This is a genomic window from Candidatus Nitrosocosmicus agrestis (assembly GCF_008389435.1).
Taxonomy (GTDB): Archaea; Thermoproteota; Nitrososphaeria; order Nitrososphaerales; family Nitrososphaeraceae; genus Nitrosocosmicus; species Nitrosocosmicus agrestis.
Genome location: NZ_VUYS01000006.1, coordinates 44,825 through 64,753 on the forward strand (window position 1 = coordinate 44,825; position 19,929 = coordinate 64,753).

General features: G+C 34.6%; 27 protein-coding genes. 4 read left to right on the forward strand and 23 right to left on the reverse strand.

The window, feature by feature from the left end:
- Positions 1–14: 14 nt before the first annotated feature.
- The 14 genes from rplX to psmA all read right to left on the reverse strand — a co-directional run bounded on the left by rplX (position 15) and on the right by psmA (position 7,833).
- Positions 15–380, reverse strand: coding sequence for a 50S ribosomal protein L24 (gene rplX, locus F1Z66_RS05140; protein ID WP_149862538.1), 366 nt, complete (start codon positions 378–380; stop codon positions 15–17).
- A gap of 12 nt (positions 381–392) precedes the next feature.
- The gene (locus F1Z66_RS05145) at positions 393–827 is read right to left on the reverse strand and encodes a 50S ribosomal protein L14 (protein ID WP_149862539.1); all 435 of its coding nucleotides are present in this window, start codon (positions 825–827) and stop codon (positions 393–395) included.
- 2 nt (positions 828–829) lie between these two features.
- Positions 830–1,153 carry a 30S ribosomal protein S17 gene (locus F1Z66_RS05150; protein WP_149862540.1) on the reverse strand — a complete coding sequence of 108 codons (324 nt, stop codon included), beginning with the start codon at positions 1,151–1,153 and terminating at the stop codon, positions 830–832.
- A gap of 14 nt (positions 1,154–1,167) precedes the next feature.
- Positions 1,168–1,443, reverse strand: a complete 276-nt coding sequence (locus F1Z66_RS05155) for a hypothetical protein (RefSeq protein ID WP_149862541.1) — start codon at positions 1,441–1,443, stop codon at positions 1,168–1,170.
- Entirely contained in the window at positions 1,440–1,655 is a 216-nt protein-coding gene (gene rpmC, locus F1Z66_RS05160) for a 50S ribosomal protein L29 (protein WP_149862542.1), read from the reverse strand. The genes F1Z66_RS05155 and rpmC overlap by 4 nt, the downstream gene beginning before the upstream one ends.
- Positions 1,656–2,384 carry a 30S ribosomal protein S3 gene (locus tag F1Z66_RS05165; RefSeq protein ID WP_149862543.1) on the reverse strand — a complete coding sequence of 243 codons (729 nt, stop codon included), beginning with the start codon at positions 2,382–2,384 and terminating at the stop codon, positions 1,656–1,658. It lies immediately after the preceding gene.
- Positions 2,385–2,858 (reverse strand): 50S ribosomal protein L22, encoded by a 474-nt coding sequence (locus F1Z66_RS05170; protein WP_149862544.1) that lies wholly within the window; start codon positions 2,856–2,858, stop codon positions 2,385–2,387.
- A gap of 5 nt (positions 2,859–2,863) precedes the next feature.
- Entirely contained in the window at positions 2,864–3,271 is a 408-nt protein-coding gene (locus F1Z66_RS05175; protein WP_149862545.1) for a 30S ribosomal protein S19, read from the reverse strand.
- A gap of 57 nt (positions 3,272–3,328) precedes the next feature.
- Positions 3,329–3,628 carry a 50S ribosomal protein L23 gene (locus F1Z66_RS05180; RefSeq protein WP_149862546.1) on the reverse strand — a complete coding sequence of 100 codons (300 nt, stop codon included), beginning with the start codon at positions 3,626–3,628 and terminating at the stop codon, positions 3,329–3,331.
- Positions 3,625–4,437 carry a 50S ribosomal protein L4 gene (gene rplD / locus F1Z66_RS05185; RefSeq protein WP_149862547.1) on the reverse strand — a complete coding sequence of 271 codons (813 nt, stop codon included), beginning with the start codon at positions 4,435–4,437 and terminating at the stop codon, positions 3,625–3,627. Before rplD ends, F1Z66_RS05180 begins: the two co-directional genes overlap by 4 nt.
- Positions 4,438–5,436 carry a 50S ribosomal protein L3 gene (locus F1Z66_RS05190; protein ID WP_149862548.1) on the reverse strand — a complete coding sequence of 333 codons (999 nt, stop codon included), beginning with the start codon at positions 5,434–5,436 and terminating at the stop codon, positions 4,438–4,440.
- Positions 5,437–5,490: 54 nt separating this feature from the next.
- Complete coding sequence (locus F1Z66_RS05195; protein WP_149862549.1) at positions 5,491–6,357, reverse strand: putative RNA uridine N3 methyltransferase; 867 nt, start codon at positions 6,355–6,357, stop codon at positions 5,491–5,493.
- Positions 6,358–7,023, reverse strand: a complete 666-nt coding sequence (locus F1Z66_RS05200) for a peroxiredoxin family protein (RefSeq protein WP_149862550.1) — start codon at positions 7,021–7,023, stop codon at positions 6,358–6,360.
- Positions 7,024–7,101: 78 nt separating this feature from the next.
- Entirely contained in the window at positions 7,102–7,833 is a 732-nt protein-coding gene (gene psmA / locus F1Z66_RS05205; RefSeq protein ID WP_149862551.1) for an archaeal proteasome endopeptidase complex subunit alpha, read from the reverse strand.
- A gap of 91 nt (positions 7,834–7,924) precedes the next feature.
- On the opposite strand from psmA, the gene F1Z66_RS05210 reads away from it, so the two are divergent.
- The gene (locus tag F1Z66_RS05210; RefSeq protein WP_149862552.1) at positions 7,925–8,344 is read left to right on the forward strand and encodes a DUF371 domain-containing protein; all 420 of its coding nucleotides are present in this window, start codon (positions 7,925–7,927) and stop codon (positions 8,342–8,344) included.
- Between the two features lie 20 nt (positions 8,345–8,364).
- Here F1Z66_RS05210 and purC read toward each other — a convergent pair whose 3' ends face one another.
- Both purC and F1Z66_RS05220 read right to left on the reverse strand, forming a co-directional pair.
- Positions 8,365–9,228: a phosphoribosylaminoimidazolesuccinocarboxamide synthase gene (purC, locus tag F1Z66_RS05215; RefSeq protein ID WP_149862553.1), complete on the reverse strand. Its 864-nt coding sequence runs from the start codon at positions 9,226–9,228 to the stop codon at positions 8,365–8,367.
- Between the two features lie 414 nt (positions 9,229–9,642).
- On the reverse strand, positions 9,643–9,870 hold the full coding sequence (locus tag F1Z66_RS05220) for a hypothetical protein (RefSeq protein ID WP_149862554.1): 228 nt from the start codon (positions 9,868–9,870) through the stop codon (positions 9,643–9,645).
- A gap of 62 nt (positions 9,871–9,932) precedes the next feature.
- On the opposite strand from F1Z66_RS05220, the gene F1Z66_RS05225 reads away from it, so the two are divergent.
- A complete protein-coding gene (locus F1Z66_RS05225) occupies positions 9,933–10,835 on the forward strand; it encodes a hypothetical protein (RefSeq protein WP_149862555.1) in 903 nt (300 codons plus the stop codon).
- Here F1Z66_RS05225 and ilvD read toward each other — a convergent pair.
- Both ilvD and F1Z66_RS15800 read right to left on the reverse strand, forming a co-directional pair.
- A complete protein-coding gene (gene ilvD / locus F1Z66_RS05230; RefSeq protein ID WP_149862556.1) occupies positions 10,832–12,559 on the reverse strand; it encodes a dihydroxy-acid dehydratase in 1,728 nt (575 codons plus the stop codon). The genes F1Z66_RS05225 and ilvD overlap by 4 nt on opposite strands.
- 57 nt (positions 12,560–12,616) lie before the next feature.
- A complete protein-coding gene (locus F1Z66_RS15800; RefSeq protein WP_159357647.1) occupies positions 12,617–12,802 on the reverse strand; it encodes a hypothetical protein in 186 nt (61 codons plus the stop codon).
- Between the two features lie 115 nt (positions 12,803–12,917).
- Here F1Z66_RS15800 and F1Z66_RS05235 point away from each other — a divergent pair, with 115 nt between their 5' ends.
- Together F1Z66_RS05235 and F1Z66_RS05240 are read left to right on the forward strand one after the other, a co-directional pair.
- Entirely contained in the window at positions 12,918–13,358 is a 441-nt protein-coding gene (locus F1Z66_RS05235) for an HIT family protein (protein ID WP_149862557.1), read from the forward strand.
- Positions 13,351–14,232 (forward strand): glycosyltransferase, encoded by an 882-nt coding sequence (locus tag F1Z66_RS05240; RefSeq protein WP_149862558.1) that lies wholly within the window; start codon positions 13,351–13,353, stop codon positions 14,230–14,232. The genes F1Z66_RS05235 and F1Z66_RS05240 overlap by 8 nt, the downstream gene beginning before the upstream one ends.
- A gap of 143 nt (positions 14,233–14,375) precedes the next feature.
- On the opposite strand, the gene F1Z66_RS05245 is transcribed toward F1Z66_RS05240, so the two are convergent.
- From F1Z66_RS05245 to F1Z66_RS05265, 5 genes are all read right to left on the reverse strand, one after another.
- Positions 14,376–14,813 (reverse strand): J domain-containing protein, encoded by a 438-nt coding sequence (locus F1Z66_RS05245; protein WP_149862559.1) that lies wholly within the window; start codon positions 14,811–14,813, stop codon positions 14,376–14,378.
- A 543-nt stretch (positions 14,814–15,356) separates the two neighbouring features.
- Positions 15,357–15,947 (reverse strand): DNA protection during starvation protein, encoded by a 591-nt coding sequence (gene dps / locus F1Z66_RS05250; protein WP_149862656.1) that lies wholly within the window; start codon positions 15,945–15,947, stop codon positions 15,357–15,359.
- 523 nt (positions 15,948–16,470) lie between these two features.
- Positions 16,471–17,163: a helix-turn-helix domain-containing protein gene (locus F1Z66_RS05255; protein ID WP_149862560.1), complete on the reverse strand. Its 693-nt coding sequence runs from the start codon at positions 17,161–17,163 to the stop codon at positions 16,471–16,473.
- Positions 17,164–17,761: 598 nt separating this feature from the next.
- Positions 17,762–19,246, reverse strand: a complete 1,485-nt coding sequence (locus tag F1Z66_RS05260) for a menaquinone biosynthesis decarboxylase (RefSeq protein ID WP_149862561.1) — start codon at positions 19,244–19,246, stop codon at positions 17,762–17,764.
- 249 nt (positions 19,247–19,495) lie between these two features.
- Positions 19,496–19,918: a hypothetical protein gene (locus F1Z66_RS05265; protein ID WP_149862562.1), complete on the reverse strand. Its 423-nt coding sequence runs from the start codon at positions 19,916–19,918 to the stop codon at positions 19,496–19,498.
- Between the last annotated feature and the right edge of the window lie 11 nt (positions 19,919–19,929).

Genomic DNA, 19,929 nt, shown 5'->3' on the forward strand with positions numbered 1-19,929 from the left:
ATCACTCTCTCAATTTACTCCTTCTTTTCAGTCCTATCAATCTGTTTTTTCGAGGATTTATTAATTTGTTCCTTTTTACTCTTGCCTTCCAATTTACTCTTCCTCATTTTATCATCCAAGTTAAGAGAAGTAATTTGAACGTTTGAAGCATGAATTTGAACTTTAACATTTCCACCCTTTATTTTTTCTCTTTGTACACCCTCGATGCTTAAGCGACCCCTATTAGTGTCAAGCTTCTCGATCTTACCTTCAACTCCTTTATACTCACCTCTCATAATTTTCACGGTATCACCTTTAACTATCGATACGCTTTTTTTACCAAAGTCTTTCTTCAAATTATCTGAGAGGTTTGATGAAATATTATTAATTCTTCTTTTCATAATTTTTGCAACTCAAACTATCATTGATGCCAGATTGGCAATCCTTGGCCATTTTTCAGCTGCCTCAGCTGCAACTGGACCTTTTAGATCAGTCCCTTTAATTTCACCTTCTTGAGTAACAAGTACTGCAGCATTATCTTCGAATGAAACTCTAACTCCATTTAGTCTTCGAATTGGGTATTTTTGTCTGATAATGACTGCACCAAATATCTGTTTTCTTAATTCTGCTGGTCCTTTTTTAACAGTTACGGTCACAAAATCACCTACTGCTGCTGCGGGTAACCTTGAATGTCTACCTTTGTATCGGGTCACCTGAGCAATTTGTAAAATCTTAGCTCCGGTGTTATCTGCACAGACCAAATTAGCATATAACGGTAAGGAACGTGTCACATATGGTCTGAATTCCTCAACTCCTCTAGATGAAACAGCTCTTGATTTTGAAGACATAGTTATTCACTAACCTCCACTACGGCAAAAGAAACAGTCTTTGACAAAGGTCTGCATTCTGCAATCTTTACTTTGTTTCCATCTTCGACATCCTGACAATCAGAAATAAAAGCATGAATCTTTGATTTGCTTCTTTCATATCGCTTGTATTTGTCTACGAATCTAGAAAATTCTCTCTCAACGACGACCATATTTTTCCCTTTGTGACTTACAACGACGCCAGTCATTAATTTGCCTCTAAGTGAAAGAGAGCCACAGAACGGACAATATTTATTAGTACATGTCCTTTTTGGAGTTTTTACTTGTATTCCTATATTTTTAGCCATTAATTTCACCTTTTTTATACAACTACTTCCTCAGGCCTTCCTAATAATCGCTTGCCAGGAATAATCTGATTACGATATTGATTGTTAACTTTAAAAAATGATATTTCTTTTTTTGCGATCTTTATGATTTTTTTAGATTCTGTTTCTTTAAGAAATATCATATTTCTTGAAATGTTCACAATTTTCCCTCTTTTCTTGTCATTAAATGGATTAGATGACTTTAAAACACCAATCTCAGTATCGAATGCAATGAGTCTATTTGTTTCTGTCAAATGAGATTTGATGGTCACTTTTTGTCTTTACCCCCAGACCTTTCATTCATTATAGTCAATATTCTGGCTATATCTCGCCTTTTCCATCTTATTACACCAGCTTCCTTTTTCAGAGTCCCTTTTATCGATTCAGATTTCAGTTTAGCCAAGTCTACTTTCAAATCTGTCAGTTTATCTTTTAAATCATCATCATTAAATTGTCGTAAGGTCTTGGTCTTGTTTCGTGACAATTAACTTGTAACCTCCGTAGGATTATCGGTTGATTTTGCCTCTACGGCATTTTTATTTTTCTCTGTGCTTGGCTCTTCTGTCGATTGTGAAGCACCCTCATTGTTTTGATAATAACTCGGGCTGTTAGGTTCTCTATGATTTACGACTAATTCAAACTCCGGAGGAGTTGCATTCTTAATAGCAATCTTTAACCTAATCCCCATAATGCCCATTTTTGTTAACACATGGGTAAGACCTTCCTTAACAACTTTGTCAGCCATGTTACCACTTTTAGGTACAATACCCGAAGAATGCTTTTCAAAGTGTGCTCTTTCGCTTCTCAATTTACCTGAAATAGTTACCTCGACACCAAGAGCTCCTGCATTTCTTATGGTATTTAACGTCCATAGTGCAGCTCTCCTAAAGGCTGTACCTCTTTCTATCAACTGAGCAAGCCTATTGCACATTATCTTAGGATTAAGCTCGGGAACTTCAACTTCAACTACAGATATCTGGGGATTTGTCAACCCAAACCTAACTTCGAGTTTCGAAGTGAGATCCCTAATCCCACTACCTTTCCTACCTATTACCAAACCAGGTCTTGTAACATATAGGGTTAACCTAGTCCCTAAAGGAGATTTTTGAATATCAGCTCCGCCAAACCCAGCATCCTTAAGCTCGTCCCTCAAAAATTCATCTAATTCACTATTTCTATAATTATTCTTTAACACATTTTTAATTGCATTCATTTAGCCAGACCTCCCTTCAATTGCGACCATCTCCACATGTACGAGTGTATCATATTTTGGGCTTGCTCTACCCATAGCTCTTGGAGTAAATCGCTTTAGCTTTGTACCTTTATGTACTACCACCGAAATAATTTTTAACCTATCCAGGTCCATTCCCTTATATTCAGCATTTGATTCCAAATTATCTAAAAGTTTTAAAAATTCAGATGTAGCTTTGTGTGGATATCTGCCAGAACAGAATCCATCTCTAATATTTGATCTGTGAGCTACTTCATTATGATACCTACGATAAGGTACAGCAATCTTCTTTGACAACACATCCTCTAAAAATTCTCTGGCCTTCTCAATAGATTTATTATTTACGGCTAGCGCCAACTCTCGTGAATGTTTGTGCGAGATGGATTTATCCCTGATCGCAGCTCTAACATGCCTCGATTTCTCGTATTTCTGAAATGAATAAGAATATTGCGGCATATTGATCACTTCAATGGAACGTAGAGACTTGACCTTGAGGAACCAACTCCAGGTGCTCCGTGTTGAACTCTCTTGTTGGTAATAGCATACTCTCCTAAGTAATGACCAACCATTTCAGCCCTAATTGTGAAAGAAACAAATTCCTTTCCATTGTGAACTAATACTGTTAACCCAATCATATCCGGAAGTATAATCATATCCCTAAGATGAGTCTTCAATTGACCATTCAGTTTTCCCTCTCTCGCTAATTTTAAATCTTCTCTAAATTTTCTTTTCTCGTCGTTCATATATGTTGATAAGCGTTTATCTAATGATCTTCTTTGTCTTGAATTCAACAAAGGCATCAAAGTTTCGATAGATAATTTCTGTACCTGTTCCCCAGAATATCCTTTAAATTTAAACTCTCTCGCCAATTTCTAAATCCACCTAACTGGAAAAATCTTTATAACCACATAATTTTGATTCATACACTATACCAATCCCAGGTTCGTAGCAAGCTGTCTTGCCCCATCCACATTTTTGAATTTCATAATAGCCTTCTTTCCACGTATGGTATTAAAAGTATTTACCTCACTAATTTCTGCCTCGTAAATTATTTTCATTGCTTTTACTATTTGATTTTTAGTTGCTTTATTATGAACTATAAAACTTAGCTTATTTTCTCTCTCTATAATGTTAAAAGTTTTTTCGGTTACATATGGCTCAAGAATAATTTTACTTGCCAGCTCTGAATCAATTTCAACATTTTTGTTTCCAATTCCTTGACTCATTTTGACTCCTCCATTGCTATCATTGAAGGTATTTTTAATTCATTTAACTTTTCAAGAGAACTTTTAGAATACATTGTGAGACGTATTGGCTTGGCCCCGGGTGCTAAATCAAGTACGCTTAAATCCTTAACACTCTTAACAGTAATACCCGGAATAGAACCATCTAATTTCAATAAACTACAATCATCATCCCCTACAACAATGAGAGCACTTTTGCCAATTCGATTTGGACGGCCCCGTTGCTTAGCCTTTCCAGAACGTCTTTTTATAGATCTCTCAACTCTTACAATGTCATCTCCAATCCCCAAATCTTTTAGAACAGACATCAAATCCTTTGTCTTTTTTATGGATTCCAAATCGTCCGTAACTATCATCGGAAAAGAATTAAGTTCTGTTACAATATGCCCTCTTTTCTCCACAAGTTCTTTGATACTCGTGCAAGATATCGCCGAACATAATCCGACAGTTTTTTCTTTCTTATTTAGTTTCTTGTAAATAACTTTCCAAGATTCTGGAGGATGATTGAGTCGACCCTTTCTGACTCCGCCCACACCGGCTGCTTGTCCTGCCCGAGAAAATCCTTCTCCTTTTGCCCTAGCCAATCTTGCTATGCCTAATCCAGTATTTCTTGACTCAGCACTCACCATTTCACCGGCGGCAGGATAACGACCTTGCTTTTGATAGTGATGGGTATCTAAATTAACGTAGGCTTTTTTTATGACCTCTGGACGATATGGATAACTGAAAACTTGAGGAAGATCGACGGTTTCAATCTCCTTTCCCTTTAAGTCAAGAATTTTTGCACTCATTTAAACAACTACCTCCAATACTTTAGGCTCATTGATTTTTGTTTGTTTACTCCTTATGGGATGTCGTAATTTAACTAGCCTTTTGGGTACACCTGGAATTGTTCCCCTTACGATCATATAATCCCCATTAACCATTCCGAAATGCTTGAAACCACCTTTAGGATTAATATCGACTAAATCTTTATTTTCTGAATTAGCCATTACAAGGATACGTTTATTGTATTCAGTACGTTGGTGAAAGCCTCTCTGACCTTGTCTAGCAACAGTATACATTACAACAGCAGGTGAGATTGGTCCAAGAGTACCAACCGCCCTTACACTCTTCCTTGATTTATGTTGTTTACGTTTAACACCAAATCTGGTAATAGGACCTTCAACACCCTTTCCACGGGTAATTCCGTGAACATCAACATGTTGACCAGTTTTAAAAACATCAGATACTCGGACTTCTTGTCCCAATTTTGATTTCAGAAAATCGAATTTTGACTGATTATCTTTTCCATTTACTGGAATTTCATAAATGAACGGTACTTTTTGTGACAACCCAATCATATTTGGATATATAGCTACAATTGCAACAACTTGTTTTGCCGCTGCTAATTTTTCTTCCGCCTTTTTCATACTATCTTCGGAATATTTTGTCTTATATTTGGCAGAAAGATCTTTGAGACTATCCTTTGCAAAAACATCGAAAATTGCATGTTTGCCATATTGATCCTCGGCATACCCGCGTATTCCAACTATTTTTAACGGTGGTAATGAAATAACTGTGGAGTGATTCATCAAAGGCTTTCCAAAATTTGGGGTTTTTTCCTTGTCGTCAACTGTCATTACTTGAATCTGCCCTACCTTAAAACCGGCAAATCCTACTAATCCTACACTTTCTCGATTTACATTTTCGGGCCATGTTCTGATCTTAGCTTCTAAGCTCTTAGCTCTGGCCCGTGGACGAAAAGCAATACTACCTCTCCTAGGTGTGCTATACTTACGGTGACCCATAGATACAAAATTTTTTCGGATCCCATTAATAAGTCTATTATTTGTAACTTGTTACTAATATGATTGAGTATAAAAGTTCAAAATGGATAAGACTCCGAAAATTGCTTCCTCCATTCGTATAGTTTGGGTACCTTGAGAAGGAAAGAAGTTGTACGATTTGTATTCACTCATATCAATTTTAGCTGCTTCAAAAATAGATTTTAATCCATATTTGGGAGATCCAAATACTACTAGGAGAGTAGTATTAACGAGTTCATCATTAATCAGGCTTTTAACAAAGCCGAATCCATCAAATTGTTTTGCATACCTTGAAGTCAGTATGACTTTGGATTTCTCAAATTTATAAATAAAATCCCTAAATTCTTTTGTATAATGAACGCTGTACCCCCAATAAAAGAGGTTTTTAAGATCATCAATACTTGGGTCAGTTGCAAGAAGATGTTTCTTTTGTTTTATTAATTTAACATTCAGTTTTTTTCCGAATTGTGTTTGATTTCCTACGTATTTTAAAGAATAATCTAATCCAACGTCAACTAAAAATTCCCGACCCTTCTTTTCCAATAGACCAACGCGAACCTCACCACTCTTGAGGTGTCTTATACTATCTTTATCTTTATGATGAGGGGACCTCAAAGGGTGAAGTCTTCCTACAGTTTTTAGAATGTCCAATTTAGGATAGATCTTTCGTCGAAGATATTGCGGAGTGTCAAGATATTCTAAGATAGTGATAAGGAATTCCCTTTCTTTATAAGTAGGATTAAGGAGGCTATCGTGATAGATAGTTAATTTTTCAACTCGGAATATGGATAAAGATCGTGATAATTGAAAGATTTTTGCAGTTCTATCTATGTCTGATTTTACGTCATAAAGATATGAATCAGGTATCGCGAGTTCGAATTTTATTTTATTCTTTGAATTCAACTAGCCATTCCTTAAAAGTTCACTCACAGCTCCCTCTAAATATCCTTCAGAACCAAAGAAAGAATAGCGTAACAACCCTTGCTTATCAATAACGATAGAGGATGGAGTGCCCCGTAGCCTATATAATTCAAAGGTCCGAGCAGAATAATCTTTATTCTGCAAATATTGCTGAACTCTATTATGCAAATCTTCTTTTTCCTTATCCGTTAAGGACAAGTAATCAGGAAAATAAATTTTAATGAATTCCTTAATCATTTGCTCAGTTATAGAAACAGGCATTTTTATGATTTCATCCTGTGCGATTGGAAATGGGATATTATAGTATAATTTATCTCCCTGGACCAGTTTTCCATATTGCTTTAATGCTTTTAAAGTTTCTCCAATAACCTTTCCTTCTGCTACCAAGAGTTTAAGATTTTCTAAGGTGTTCTTGTCATAATCCTCAAAAGCAGTAGCTACTCCAATAACCTTAACATTTTTGTCCTTAAACTTTTCGTACAAACTGACTGCTTGTGGAAGTCCATAAAGAAAGCATCCTGGACAGTTAACTTGAAATACCTCGATTACAATCACGTTTCCCTTCAACTGGTCAATATTTGTAGGTGTTCCTTGAACCCAGTTTGACAATATTAAGTTTGGTGCTATCGATCCAATTTCTATTGACATATAAATATGAATCCTTTTTAAAATAGAATTATTTAAACGGTCGTAAATTAAAAAAAATAGATTAATAATTTTTTGAAATTAAGATTGTGTGTCCTTACTTTGGACCTGCTGTGAATAAGACTCGATTTCCTCTGCAGTCATCATTCGGAGTGTTTTAGTTTTAGAATCAATCAAAGCTAATCTAATATGTTTAGTGCCGGTTTTTTCTTCACTAACCATGAAAATTGATTCAATTGCAAGCACACAGGCTTTGTTGAGATCTATATCACTTTTATAATTTTTCTCTAAATGCTCAGTTACCTGTTCGCTACCTGCTCCGATAGCAACTGCATCATATCCAATGTAAGTGCCACTAGGGTCAGTAAGGTACAAACCTGTACCATTCTTATCAACACCAGCAATAATTAATGCAACTCCAAAAGGTCTAGCCCCAGCGTATTGAGTATACTGCTGAGCCATATCCGCTAAATTCTTAGCAACGCCTTCAACATCAACAATCTCATCATAAATTAATCGATTACTCTGAGCGAAGAATCGAGCATGGTCAACTTGTGTCCTCGCGTCTGGTATATAACCTGCTGCTGCTAGGCCAATATGATCATCAATTTGAAATATTTTTTGTGTAACATTTGATATTTGTAATTTTCTTGTTTTTTCTTCAACGGCTAAGATAACTCCGTCTGTACTCTTTATACCCAAAGCTAGCGTTCCTCTTCTAACTGTTTCGATGGCATATTCTACCTGATATAACCTTCCATCAGGAGAGAAGACGGTAATTCCCCTATCATAACCTGCTGCTGCTGGTAACAAATCAAATATTTTACTTCTAAATCTTTATTTATAGTTACCTTAATTAAAAAAATAAAAGAATATTTACAATAGAGAATCTGATATCAAATATTTGTTAGAAGAAGAGATAAAATTTTTTGGACATAAAAACATCAAATCCCTGCACTCCAGGACGATCGAAATAACTAAAGATAAATTTCTTACGCCAAATGGTGACTGCATTATTGGAGTAAATGCCAGTAAGGCATGTAATGACTTTTCTGCAAGGTTAAAAGACAAGATCGCCACGGAGGATTCAAATATCCATATACAAATCATCGTTGAACCTTTTACATTTGAGATTAGAGCAAAAGGAAGTTCTGACCTAAAGTTACAACACAGTCATGACATTGTTATCAGAAAGAGCAAATTTGTCTGCCAGAGAACTGCAGGCTTGTGTTGCAACTTTGCTGCTTCGGACATTCCAAGAAGCATGATTAATTTGTTGAAAGATCCGTTAAAAAGCGGGATTATGCGAATATCAGTCGAATAAAAAGTTAGATGTATTCTGTCTCAAATTTTATCTTTAAACTCTAGTCCAGTTATCCGTTCATAAGCACTGATATATCCCTCAGAGAGCTGTGAAATTAAATTCTGTGGCAATTCTGGGATTTTTATTTCAGTATGCTTCGCACGGCTTTCTTCAACAGCTGCCTTGAATCCTGTTTCATTCAACCAATCTCTTAGTATTTGTTTATCATAGCTTTTTTGTACCTTGCCTTCTTCATAGTCATTCTTATCCCAGACTCGAAATTCATCAGGACCTATGGAATCTGCAAGATATATTACATTGTTTTTTGGATCTCGTCCAAATTCGAATTTTATATCAGCTAAAAGAAAACCAGCTTTTGAGACGATTGAGTTTACTTGATTAAATACCTTCATTGAAGAATCGATTAAGAAAGAGAGGTCCGGTTCGGATAGTATATTTTCCTTTAAAATTTCTTGTTCAGTAATTGGCACATCATGTAGACTAGATTTTGTAGTAGGATCAAAAATCGGTTGCGGTAAACGTGCAGCCATCTTTAGATCTCTATTCATAAAATACTTATCAAAATTGCTTATATGAATTTGCTTATCGATATATCTTTGATACAAGCTTCCGTAAAGAAATTGTCTAATTATGATTTCAAGGGGTATCATGTTCAATTTTTTTACTTCTATCATGTTAGTATTAACACGTTTAATGAAGTGGTTCTGGACTTTCAATTTTTCAAACCAATACACTGCAAAATCACACAATATTTTGCCTTTGAATGGTATAGGATCTTTCAAAACAACATCAAATGCTGAAACCCTATCTGAAAAAGCAAAAATCAATGTATCTCTATCAGTTTCGTAAACATCCTTTACTTTTCCTTTATTTATTAATTTCACAGTCCTTTACCCATATTATGGAAGTGATTTTTGCACTTAAAATCTTTAATGTAATAAGATGAGTAAATCATATCTATCAAGAATTTCTACCTCGCTAGATCAAATACAAGAGTTAAGATATTGTCGTATCAATCGTCGAGGCAGTCATGCTCATAGATCAAACTTTACATTAGAAGTTTACCTTTTATGAAAAGTGTAATTGAATATAAACTACAATAAATTATTCCCTACTGATGATCTTGTATTTATCTTTTCCAAAGATCTTTCAATCTTGTCTCTAGAATTGATAACTCTATGGTGTTTCTATCGAAAATGGTGTTTCTATCGAAAATGGTGTTTCTATCGAAAATGGTGTTTCTATCGAAAACATAGTCTGAAAGTTACAAGAAGCTCAAAGTCATATTAAATTCTTTATTAAGTTTCTTCAAAACTGTTCCATTTGAAGTAAACAGTGCCCCCTTTACAAGTAGCATTCAAAGGTTTTCTTAAATAGGTAAATTCGACTTCGATTTCGGAAAGCATTTTTTCTATTAATATTTCATCAGCCTGAGATGTGGAAAATCGATTAATTATCTCTTCCTTTGAGAATTCTTTATTGTAGTGTTTTTGTAAGAATTCAAATAGATCCTGTTTGGTTAACATATCGAGCAGATAACTTTATTTTGAATTTTGTTTTAGTTATAAACTTATACGAGGAAAGTAACTTGAGTATATCAATCCTTTTGAAAAAACCGGTTACTGATAGAAGTATATTATCAATAGTTTTGTATGCGATTTCCATACTATCAATATTTGTTATATTTTTCGATGCTTTTGGACAGGATAATGGTATAAATAGCTCAACCACTAATATCGAAAGATTTAGTCATTTAGGCATAAATGATTCATTTTCTTTGTCAGGGTCTATCATTTCAACGATAAAAGCTACTACGACCAACGTCGAAAATACAAGTACAAATTCATTCGATAACTCGAGTGAAATACAGGATTCCAGTTTAGAATCATTTGAAAAATCTGATCAATTCAATTATCCCGGAGTTTCAAACCAAGCGGCTCAACTTGATGCTGAGAATTTATCCGACTTAGAATCACCAATATCTAATTTCAGACCTTCAGAAAGAATCAACCAGACTGATTCATTCTCAAACAACCTAGTATCAATGCTTTCAGGAATAATAATACAGTCAATAGAGAAAGGAAACCCAACTATAACTGACACCTCCTTAAATAATAATTCCCTACAGATGAATAACCCTTTGATGGTTGTATCTGGTAATTGGAGAATAAATGTTGATCACTCAAACGTTACAAATTTTGATGCAAGATTGATAATGATTACAGCAAGTGGCAGCGGATTTCATTGGCACATTTTAAATAATTTTCATGATTCTAGCAAATCCTATTTTGGCAACGATGGAAATATTTTTCTTAACGGATCTATAGATTTTTACACAGACAATAATGAAATTGCAAAGAAAATAAACATCAATGTGTTCATAAATAATTTGGAGGTCATCCAAATTATCTTAGATGACAAAAATGTTTCAAATCACTTTTATGGTTATCCGATTTATGGGACAATTGATAAAGTGGAAATACCCAACTAGCTCAAAGTCTTTTTCATATATTTGCGTATAGGTGTAGTAATTGCGCCATCCGATGCTGATTGCACCAATGTGGCATACTTTGCCAAAGCTCCAGTATGGTATTTAATTTTAATTCCCTTAAGCTTTTCTAGTCGCTTTTTCAGCTCACGTTTGGTAATCTTAAGATCAACGGTTTCATTTATTAAGTTAATTTCTATTTCATCACCATTTTTTACGATGCTAATGGGCCCCCCAACCATGGCTTCAGGTGTCACATGACCTATCATAAAGCCCCTTGTAGCTCCTGAAAACCTACCATCTGTTATCATTGCGACCTTTTGTCCCAAACCCTGTCCCACTATTGCTGCGGTAACCGCTAACATTTCTCTCATACCGGGCCCTCCTTTAGGGCCCTCGTATCGTATTACCACTACATCTCCTGCTTCGATTTCATTTTTAGATACAGCTTCAAACGCTGCATCTTCAGAATTATAGACCTTTGCTTTTCCTCTAAAACTAGTTTGCTCTAGTCCTGCTATCTTTATTACAGCGCCTTCGGGGGCAAGATTTCCAAACAAAATTTTTAATGTTCCTTCCCTATGAATAGGACTATCAATAGTTTTTAGTATATTTCTAAATTCGGTTTTGTGATTTTTTAAATATTCCTTTGATTTTTGGAAGTTAAATTTATTTAAATTTTCCTTTATGGTTTTGCCTGTAACTGTGAGAACATCTCCATTCAGTATATTCTTTTCAAGTAAAGATTTCATTATGATAGGAATGCCCCCAATGTTGTCGAGATTTAGCATTACATAATTTCCGCCGGGCCTCATATTTGCAATGTGAGGGGTCTTCCTGCGGATATATTCAAAATCCTTAATGTCCAAATCTATACCAATCTCGCGTGAAAGTGCAAGTAAATGCAATATCGCATTGGTGGATCCACCGATAGCATTTGCCATCATTATTGCATTTTCAAAGGATTCATACACTAAGATGTCTTTTGGACGGATATCATTTTCAATTAAGAGTCCAATAGCCTTACCCGTTTCATATGTTATCTTCTGCCTCTCACTGCTTTCTGCTGACGGAGTAGCACTTCCTGGCAAAGACATTCCTAAAGCTTCACTAATTGAAGCCATCGTATTTGCTGTATACATTCCAGCACAAGAGCCAGCTGAGGGACATGCTACATTCTCCAAACTTATCAAATCTTCTAGCGACATTTTGCCAGCATCATAAGTACCGACAGCCTCATATACGTCTTGGATAGTCACGGGCTGACCATTCCAATTTCCAGGTAAAATAGTCCCCCCATATACGAAGATTGAAGGAACATTCAATCGAGCCATGGCCATTAGGGTCCCAGGTAGGCTTTTGTCACATCCAGAGATTCCAACTATTGCATCATATTGATGCGCCCTCACCATAACTTCAATAGAATCAGCAATAATTTCGCGACTTATTAAAGAAGACTTCATCCCCTCATGCCCCATTGCTATACCATCGGATACGGCAATAGTTGTAAATTCCCTTGGAGTGTTACCAGAACTTTTTACCCCTTCCTTTGCCTTAGATGCTAACATTCCTAAATGAATATTACATGGTGTAGCTTCATTGCATGTGCTGCATACTGCTACCAAAGGTTTCGAAAGATCTGAATCAGTTAGTCCCATTGATTTGTACATCGCACGCTGCGGAGCGCGGGATGGACCTTCCAGTGTTTTTCTGCTATCTATGACCATTGCTATGACCTAAATCAAGGCTATTGAACCGAAGTTATCTATAATCCTTCTGTCTGTTTATTCAATAGTAGCTGTTATCTTGATAGAGTCTAACCCTTCAAATTTGAAGATAGTTTCGCACATACCACATTCTATGCTATTATTATGTAACTCACTGGATGAAATTTCATTCAAATATTCACATTTCGGACATGGAAAAGAAAAGTTCACCGTGAAATTATCCAACTCAATTGATTCGCTCATATGTTCTAAAAAATTTTCGAGCTATTTAAAATGAACTAAAGTAAAATAATACATTTTCTATGGGTAGAATATTGACAATTTAATGGATTAAATATTTCATATAATAAGTTAAAGAATGGATGCGATAGCCAATAGATGCATTTTTTGCAAGATAGTTCAAAAGATTATCCCGAATGCTATTGTATATGAAAATAACAAGTTTTTGGTATTCATGGACAAATATCCTATAAATTATGGCCATTCTTTATTGGTTCCAAAGCAACACTACAATACAATTCTGGATATGCCGACGGAACTCGTGGGGGAAATGTATGCTCTAGTACCAAAATTGGCAAAGGCCATTATTACGGTTATCGATAGTGATGGTTTTAACATAAACCAAAACAATGGCAAATCAGCAAATCAAATTGTACCTCATGTACATGTTCACATCGTACCCAGATATTCTAAAGAAAAAATTAAAGGACAGTGGCCTTCTCGACAAATTGCAAAAATTGAAGAACTGCGACAGCTCGCAAGCAAAATATCAGAGAACTTAATTTCCGAAAATGTATGAAACCACTATCACTGTTGGAATTCCCACATTTAACGAAGAGAGCAATATAACCGCTTTTTTCCAACAATTAGTAGGTCAAATTGGTCAAATGGCTTATGAATTTGAAATTATTTTGATAGACGACTCCGAAGACAATACCCCTTTTATATTGAATGAAATTCGACAAACTTATTCAGATCTATCCATTCAAGTGATCCATAACAACAAGAGGATGGGCGCTGCTCATGCATGGAATACAATTTTACAAATGGCCAAGGGCAAGATTATTGTTTTGCTAGATGCAGATATAGAATTTGGAAAGGATTGTATTAAGAATTTGATCACCAGTATAACTGGAGAAGTTGGGCTCTGCGCCTCCAATACACTCCCGAGGGCAAAAAACAAGACTCGGTATTCCAGTGCATCTAGTTTTATTGCTTATTGGTTAAGGTCTGTACGCTTGCACGGTCTATCACAATATACAACAATGGGAAGAGCACTTTCTTTAACGGGAGAAGTTGGGAAGAAAATAAGAATTCCAAATGATATAATTGCTATTGATTTATACCTTCAGTGTTTGGTTATACAGGCAGGAAAATTAGTATCCTACAACGACGAGGCGACTATTTATTTTACACCGCCGTCCACACGACATGATTTTTATGGCCAAATTGTAAGGGCTATTAGAGGACATGCTCAAATTAACAAGTTTGTACGCAAATTCAAATTTAATGCTTCTCCAGTAACACTTATTTTCGAATTTCTAAGGACAGGATCAGAATATCCAAGAGGTGTGTTTGACCTTATCTCGTGTTATATCTTACTACCTATTTATTATTGCAAAAATAGGAATAACATTTCGCATCTATGGGATATAGCAAGCAGTACCAAATGACTTTTTTACGTATGTTTATTTATTACAAGACCCTCTTTCCAAGGGTATAGGTGCAAAATCAAATAAGTGAACCTACAATTTTTCAGGTGTTATGAACTTTAAACATTTGAGAATCCCATGCTAGTATACTTTGAAATTATAAATCAACTTGAAAGCACTATAATAACCAGCGCTAATGTCGCAAGACATGCAAAAAGTGCTAATGTTGTTTTCCACATTCCCAGATTTTCTTTTTCTCCAATATCCCAAATTCCTCCAGATTCCACTTTTCCGATTATGGTCCAATTCTTTATGGTATCATAACTGTAATACTTTGATAAATCAGCTGGTGGCACCCAAGTCTCTGAATTATTGGGAGTGTAAGAGTTATTGATTTGTAGCGTTAAATCATACTTTTTTCTAGAATTGAGATCTGATAATACTTCATATGCTTCCACTATCTTCATAAATATTTGATGAGATTCAGAACTCTTGTTTTTGTCTGGATGATGCTTTAGGGCCAGCTTCCTAAACGATTTTTTAATCTCATTTTGAGAAGCATTTTTATCCAGTTGTAGAATGTCATAATAAGTTATAGGCACTTGATATGGTTAAGAAATCCGAAAAGATAAATTTTTTTATTTTATTATTTATAAAATTATCGCCTATATCGCTTAAATGAACAAGAAATCAAGTTATTGTTTGAATCTTTTGTCTGAAATCTTGAATTAAGATATCAAACATTCTTTTTCCAAATCCTAATGCTAATTTTAAACGGAATTTCAATATTCTCTGACTCATTTATTTCGATTTAACGAGGAGAATTGTATGGTGATATTGCATAACTATAAGCATTCGATTCAGTTATCGCCACAGCATCGAGACTATGCCTAAACCTGTTATACAAAGTCCAGCATATGCAACCTGAGGTACGCTGATACTTGCTGCTCCGATCGCCATTGCAATACCTGACAAAGCCATTATAATTTCACCTTTTCTCCTACTGGTTAAGTGCAAATTAATCATATTTACTTAATATGAGGTTTATAAAATATTTTCTATGACTTTTTTAGGGCTCGGATCAAATAATCTTTAAAAAAGGATTGATATTGGAGGAACCAATATCGAGTTAAACCACAAAAAAATTAGAGATGGCTAAGGTTACCAGCGCCAGCACTGTATGGTGATTGCCCTGGAAAGTTTCTTCTAAAGTGTCCAGAAGGTCGCTTTGACAACAATTCTATGAACCAGGCCTCATGTTCAATTTCTTCTTGCATAATTCTTTGAGCGATGTCATATGTTCTCGGATCTTTTCCTGCAGTCATATCGCAAACCTCACCCCACGACCTTATTGCACACTGCTCAGCTTCTAATAACACCTTGATAATAGAGCTCAGGTCTTTCCAATTTTCGGGCAAATATGCATCTGGACATCCGGCTTGAGTTGCGAAGTCACGGATATCTCGAGGTAGGCTTCCGCCTAATTCATACAATCTGGGCACCATTGCTTCGAAATGGTTACGATCTTCAATACGAGCATCTTCTACAATTTCTTTTATACCTTCTCCATCTAACCCAGTACAATGCATTCTCAAGATAGTGTAGTAATAATAAGTAGTAAATTCGGCACCAACTCCCTTCGTAATCAATTCTTTGAGCCTTTCGATGTTTACGCCATTTTTCTCTAAAACTTCTAATGCCACAACATTTGGAACATAATCGTTATTTTCAGTCATCATGAACCCTTATATAATTAAATATAAAAATTTTATTGTGAACAATTTCTTATATTTTTTATCAAGAATTAATTGTTAAAATTAAAACAATTTGCCTAATTATCAGGTGAACAGAAAAATTTAGGTTAAAATAATGTTAATAGAATAGAAAGATAGGAAGAGCGAAGCGATTTTTCTACCAAATGTAAAATATGCCGCGAATATGACTGATAACGAAAAATTTATTCACGAGTGCAATATTTTTTTGTCCTGAAAATACTTGTCTTAGAATTGCATTATATGAGAGAATTACTACTAAATAGAAACCAATTTGTTGGCTTCAGTATGATAACAAATTAAAACAGATGTTTTCATTGGCATATTCTTTGATAGATCCCCATAGAGTATTTGCACATGTTAGTAATTTATTAGCATCAACAATTAACGTATTTGAATCTACAATTGTTATCATCCGAAAAAATTCTATTTTAAATTTTATATAAATCTACTAAATTTATTGCGGATTTTCTATCTATTTCAGAACTTAAAGCCACCTTTCACCATGATAATTTTGAGAACTATAGAATTTATATTGCTCTTCCATTTTTTGAATATCTGCCTCTAGTTTGACCTTAAACTCCATTCCCTTTTGATTTTCCAAATCTAAATGACGAATACGAGATTCTTGTTTAGATATGATATAATCATTATCGATTATGGATATTACTTTATTTCCTTCTTTTCTATTATTTTTATTTATTATTTTATAGTATTCAATAAACTGTGGAAAATGCATTTTTATCTCATGATAATGTTGTGGAATAAGATGTTGATACCTTAGTCTGACAAAATCATCATGCATTTTTTCAACTTCTGGCGCTGGTAGATCTAGATGAATTGCAACCTCAACGAGAGACTTATTTCGCAGAAAAAGTTGATAGGCCTTACTTGTATTCGATTTTTCTTTTCGTGGTTCCAATATATCTTCGCCCCCATATTCCTTTATAACTTTAGAAATATGTCCAAAGTTTAAATGAACGATTTTCGCGATGTCTCTGCGGTTGTATCCCTCAAGGTATAGTTTAATAACTAGTTCCTTTTTTTCTTTATATGATAGCTGATTTCCATTAATAGGCGCTTTATCTGCAATATCATTAAATTTCTTTTTAGTATTAGTCACAGGTAATAATTTATAAAATTTTTTATATATAAGACTGTCTTGTTTCTCTTGATACACTTGATTCTTGATTAGGTTTACCTAGCAACATGTACTTTGAATATAGATACAGGTTTACAGAAAGAATATTTTAGACAATACGTGAATTTATTAATATAAAAATTAATTTCCAGAAATAATTCAGCAATTAAAGTTTATGATACCTTACTTTGTTTTAAGACATTAATAACAGGCAAGGTCTCTGAACGCTCTGATCCTTCCATTATATGCAGTTCCATCGTGCATAACACAGTTTCACAAAAAAAACTGAATTATAAAGTGCTAATATATTAAAGATCAGTTTAAAAAACTTAGTTTCATCAAATATATAATTAAAAATAATATTAATAAAAATCAAGTAAAAATTACGAACAACCAAATTGATTTTCTATTGGTTGCCCGAGGCTACCAATTTCTACTTTTGATCTGTAAACAAGATATCGTGTAGTTTAGAGAATTGCAACTGATAAATGATTCCCAAAAAAAGCATTATGCTAAATAATCAAAATAAAATATCAAGATTTCGTTAAGCATCCATGTCATAATTTAACTCATTGGAAACATAAAAAAAATCGAAATCAATAACTTCACGATCAATTACTGTTTTCAAATTTTACATTCATAAATTATTGTTTAAATTACTTAAATTTTCCAGGTTTAAACCATACAATTTCCATTTATTGTCAACCAATTGTTTGGTAGATTCATCTACCTTTACTAACTCTTGTATATCTCTTTGGTAACCTTCTTCTTTCCATTTAGTTGTAGCATCAATACCTAATTTCGATCCTAAATTCACAAGTGGAGATGAGGGATCTAGAGTATCAGTGGGCATATAATCTATGATCATAGTATCTCTCTTAGGATCCGCTCTAGTAGTAACTGCCCAAATTACTTCATCCATACTGTGAACATCAACATCATTATCAACTACTATAAACATCTTAGTTAGAGCCAGTTGACCTAATCCCCATAGCCCCATCATTACTTTCTTTGCTTGTCCGGGGTATCGTTTTTTGATGGAAATGATACCAAGTCCTTGAAACCAACCCGCCGCCGGCATGGAAAAATCCATTACTTCTGGTTGAAACATTTGAATCAATGGCAAAAAGGATCTTTCAATTACTTTACCAAAGTACGCATCTTCGAGTATGGGTTTACCGACGACAGTAGTTAGATATATTGGATTTTTCCTACGCATTATTCCTGTAAGAGTAAAAAGGGGAAAATAGTCTGGAGGAGTATAATAACCAGTATGATCACCGAATGGACCTTCGAGCACTAGCTTGTTAGGGTCGACTATGCCTTCGAAGACGATTTCAGCATTCGAAGGTACTTCGATATCAACTGTCCTGCATTTGACTAACTTTATTCCTTTCTTCCTAGATATTCCTGAGAAAAGGAATTTGTCCATGCCTTCGGGTACAGGAGCAATGCTGCTGAAAATAGTAGAAGGGTCTGACCCAATAACTATAGCGACTTCAGTCGGCTTGTCAGTATCCTTTGATATTTGGAAATGCTGAGCCCCTCTTTTATGAATTTGCCAATGCATAATAGCCTGCTTATCATTAAGAATCTGGATTCTGTAGACTCCAATATTCCTAATACCGGTTTCAGGATGTTTGGTAATAGTCATTCCAAAAGTGATAAATCTTCCAGCATCTTTTTCAAAAGATTTCAGAATTGGAAAATCACTTAATGAAGGATTATTAGTGTCTTGTACTTCAGTTACAGGACCACTATCTACAATTTTTGGCCCAAAATCCCCGATTTCCGAAAGTTTTGGAAGCATTTTCAACCTGTTGAGCATCCCTGATGGAATTTTCATCCTTGTAAGATCAACAATCCTGTTACCAATTTCAGAAAAATCATCCATTTCTAATCCAATTTGTAGCCGCTTCATAGATCCGAAAGCATTACCTAAAACAGGAATAGAATATCCTTTTACATTTTCAAAAAGTATAGCAGGACTATTGCGTGAATACATCATACGTCTCATAATTTCTGCAATTTCCAATTCGGCAGAGACTTCTACTGAAACTCGCTTTAATTCACCAATTTTATCTAGTTTTTCAACAAATTCACTTAAACTTTCAAAGGGCATACTTCTAGTCTAATTGTATTTAACGATCAATATTTAATTTTCAAATCATGTAATCAAGTTATTTTACCTTTTCTTATCGCATAAGCAAAATAAATTAAGTGGTAATAAAATTCCAAATAGGGAAATCTATCATATATAAGTCTAAACTTTTCATTCTAATGGCTGCATTCAAATTGAAAATTAATAAAAGTTAGGTTAAATATTCTTGCAATATCTCAACAAAAAAATTACTAAATCAGCTTGCTCCACTCACCTATGAAGTAAAGATAACTTGGTCTTATTTTCATTAATAAACGGTATAATCTTTTGAGTTATTATCTGATGAAAGTTTGTAATTTCAGGATCAAAGGATAAAAGTAAAACATATGACAATGTACTATTTTCATCAGTAATCGGAATGGTTGCTCGAATAAGTCGTTCATATTTTGAACTTGCGTATTGTATTTTTCCTAACATAAACTCCCAACGCAGTCGAGTGTACTGACGAGTGGCAGCCGTAATGGCATATTGGGCTCTCTCCTCAGGCGTGAGCAATGGGACCAAATCTTTTCTTTCAGCAATCGATTCCAGAGCTCCATCCTCATTTGCAATTCCGGCAAACCTAATTGAAGGATCTAAGTTAATTACTTTATTACAAAATTCGTTAAATTCGATTTCATTTTTTGACCTCATATACTCAAACC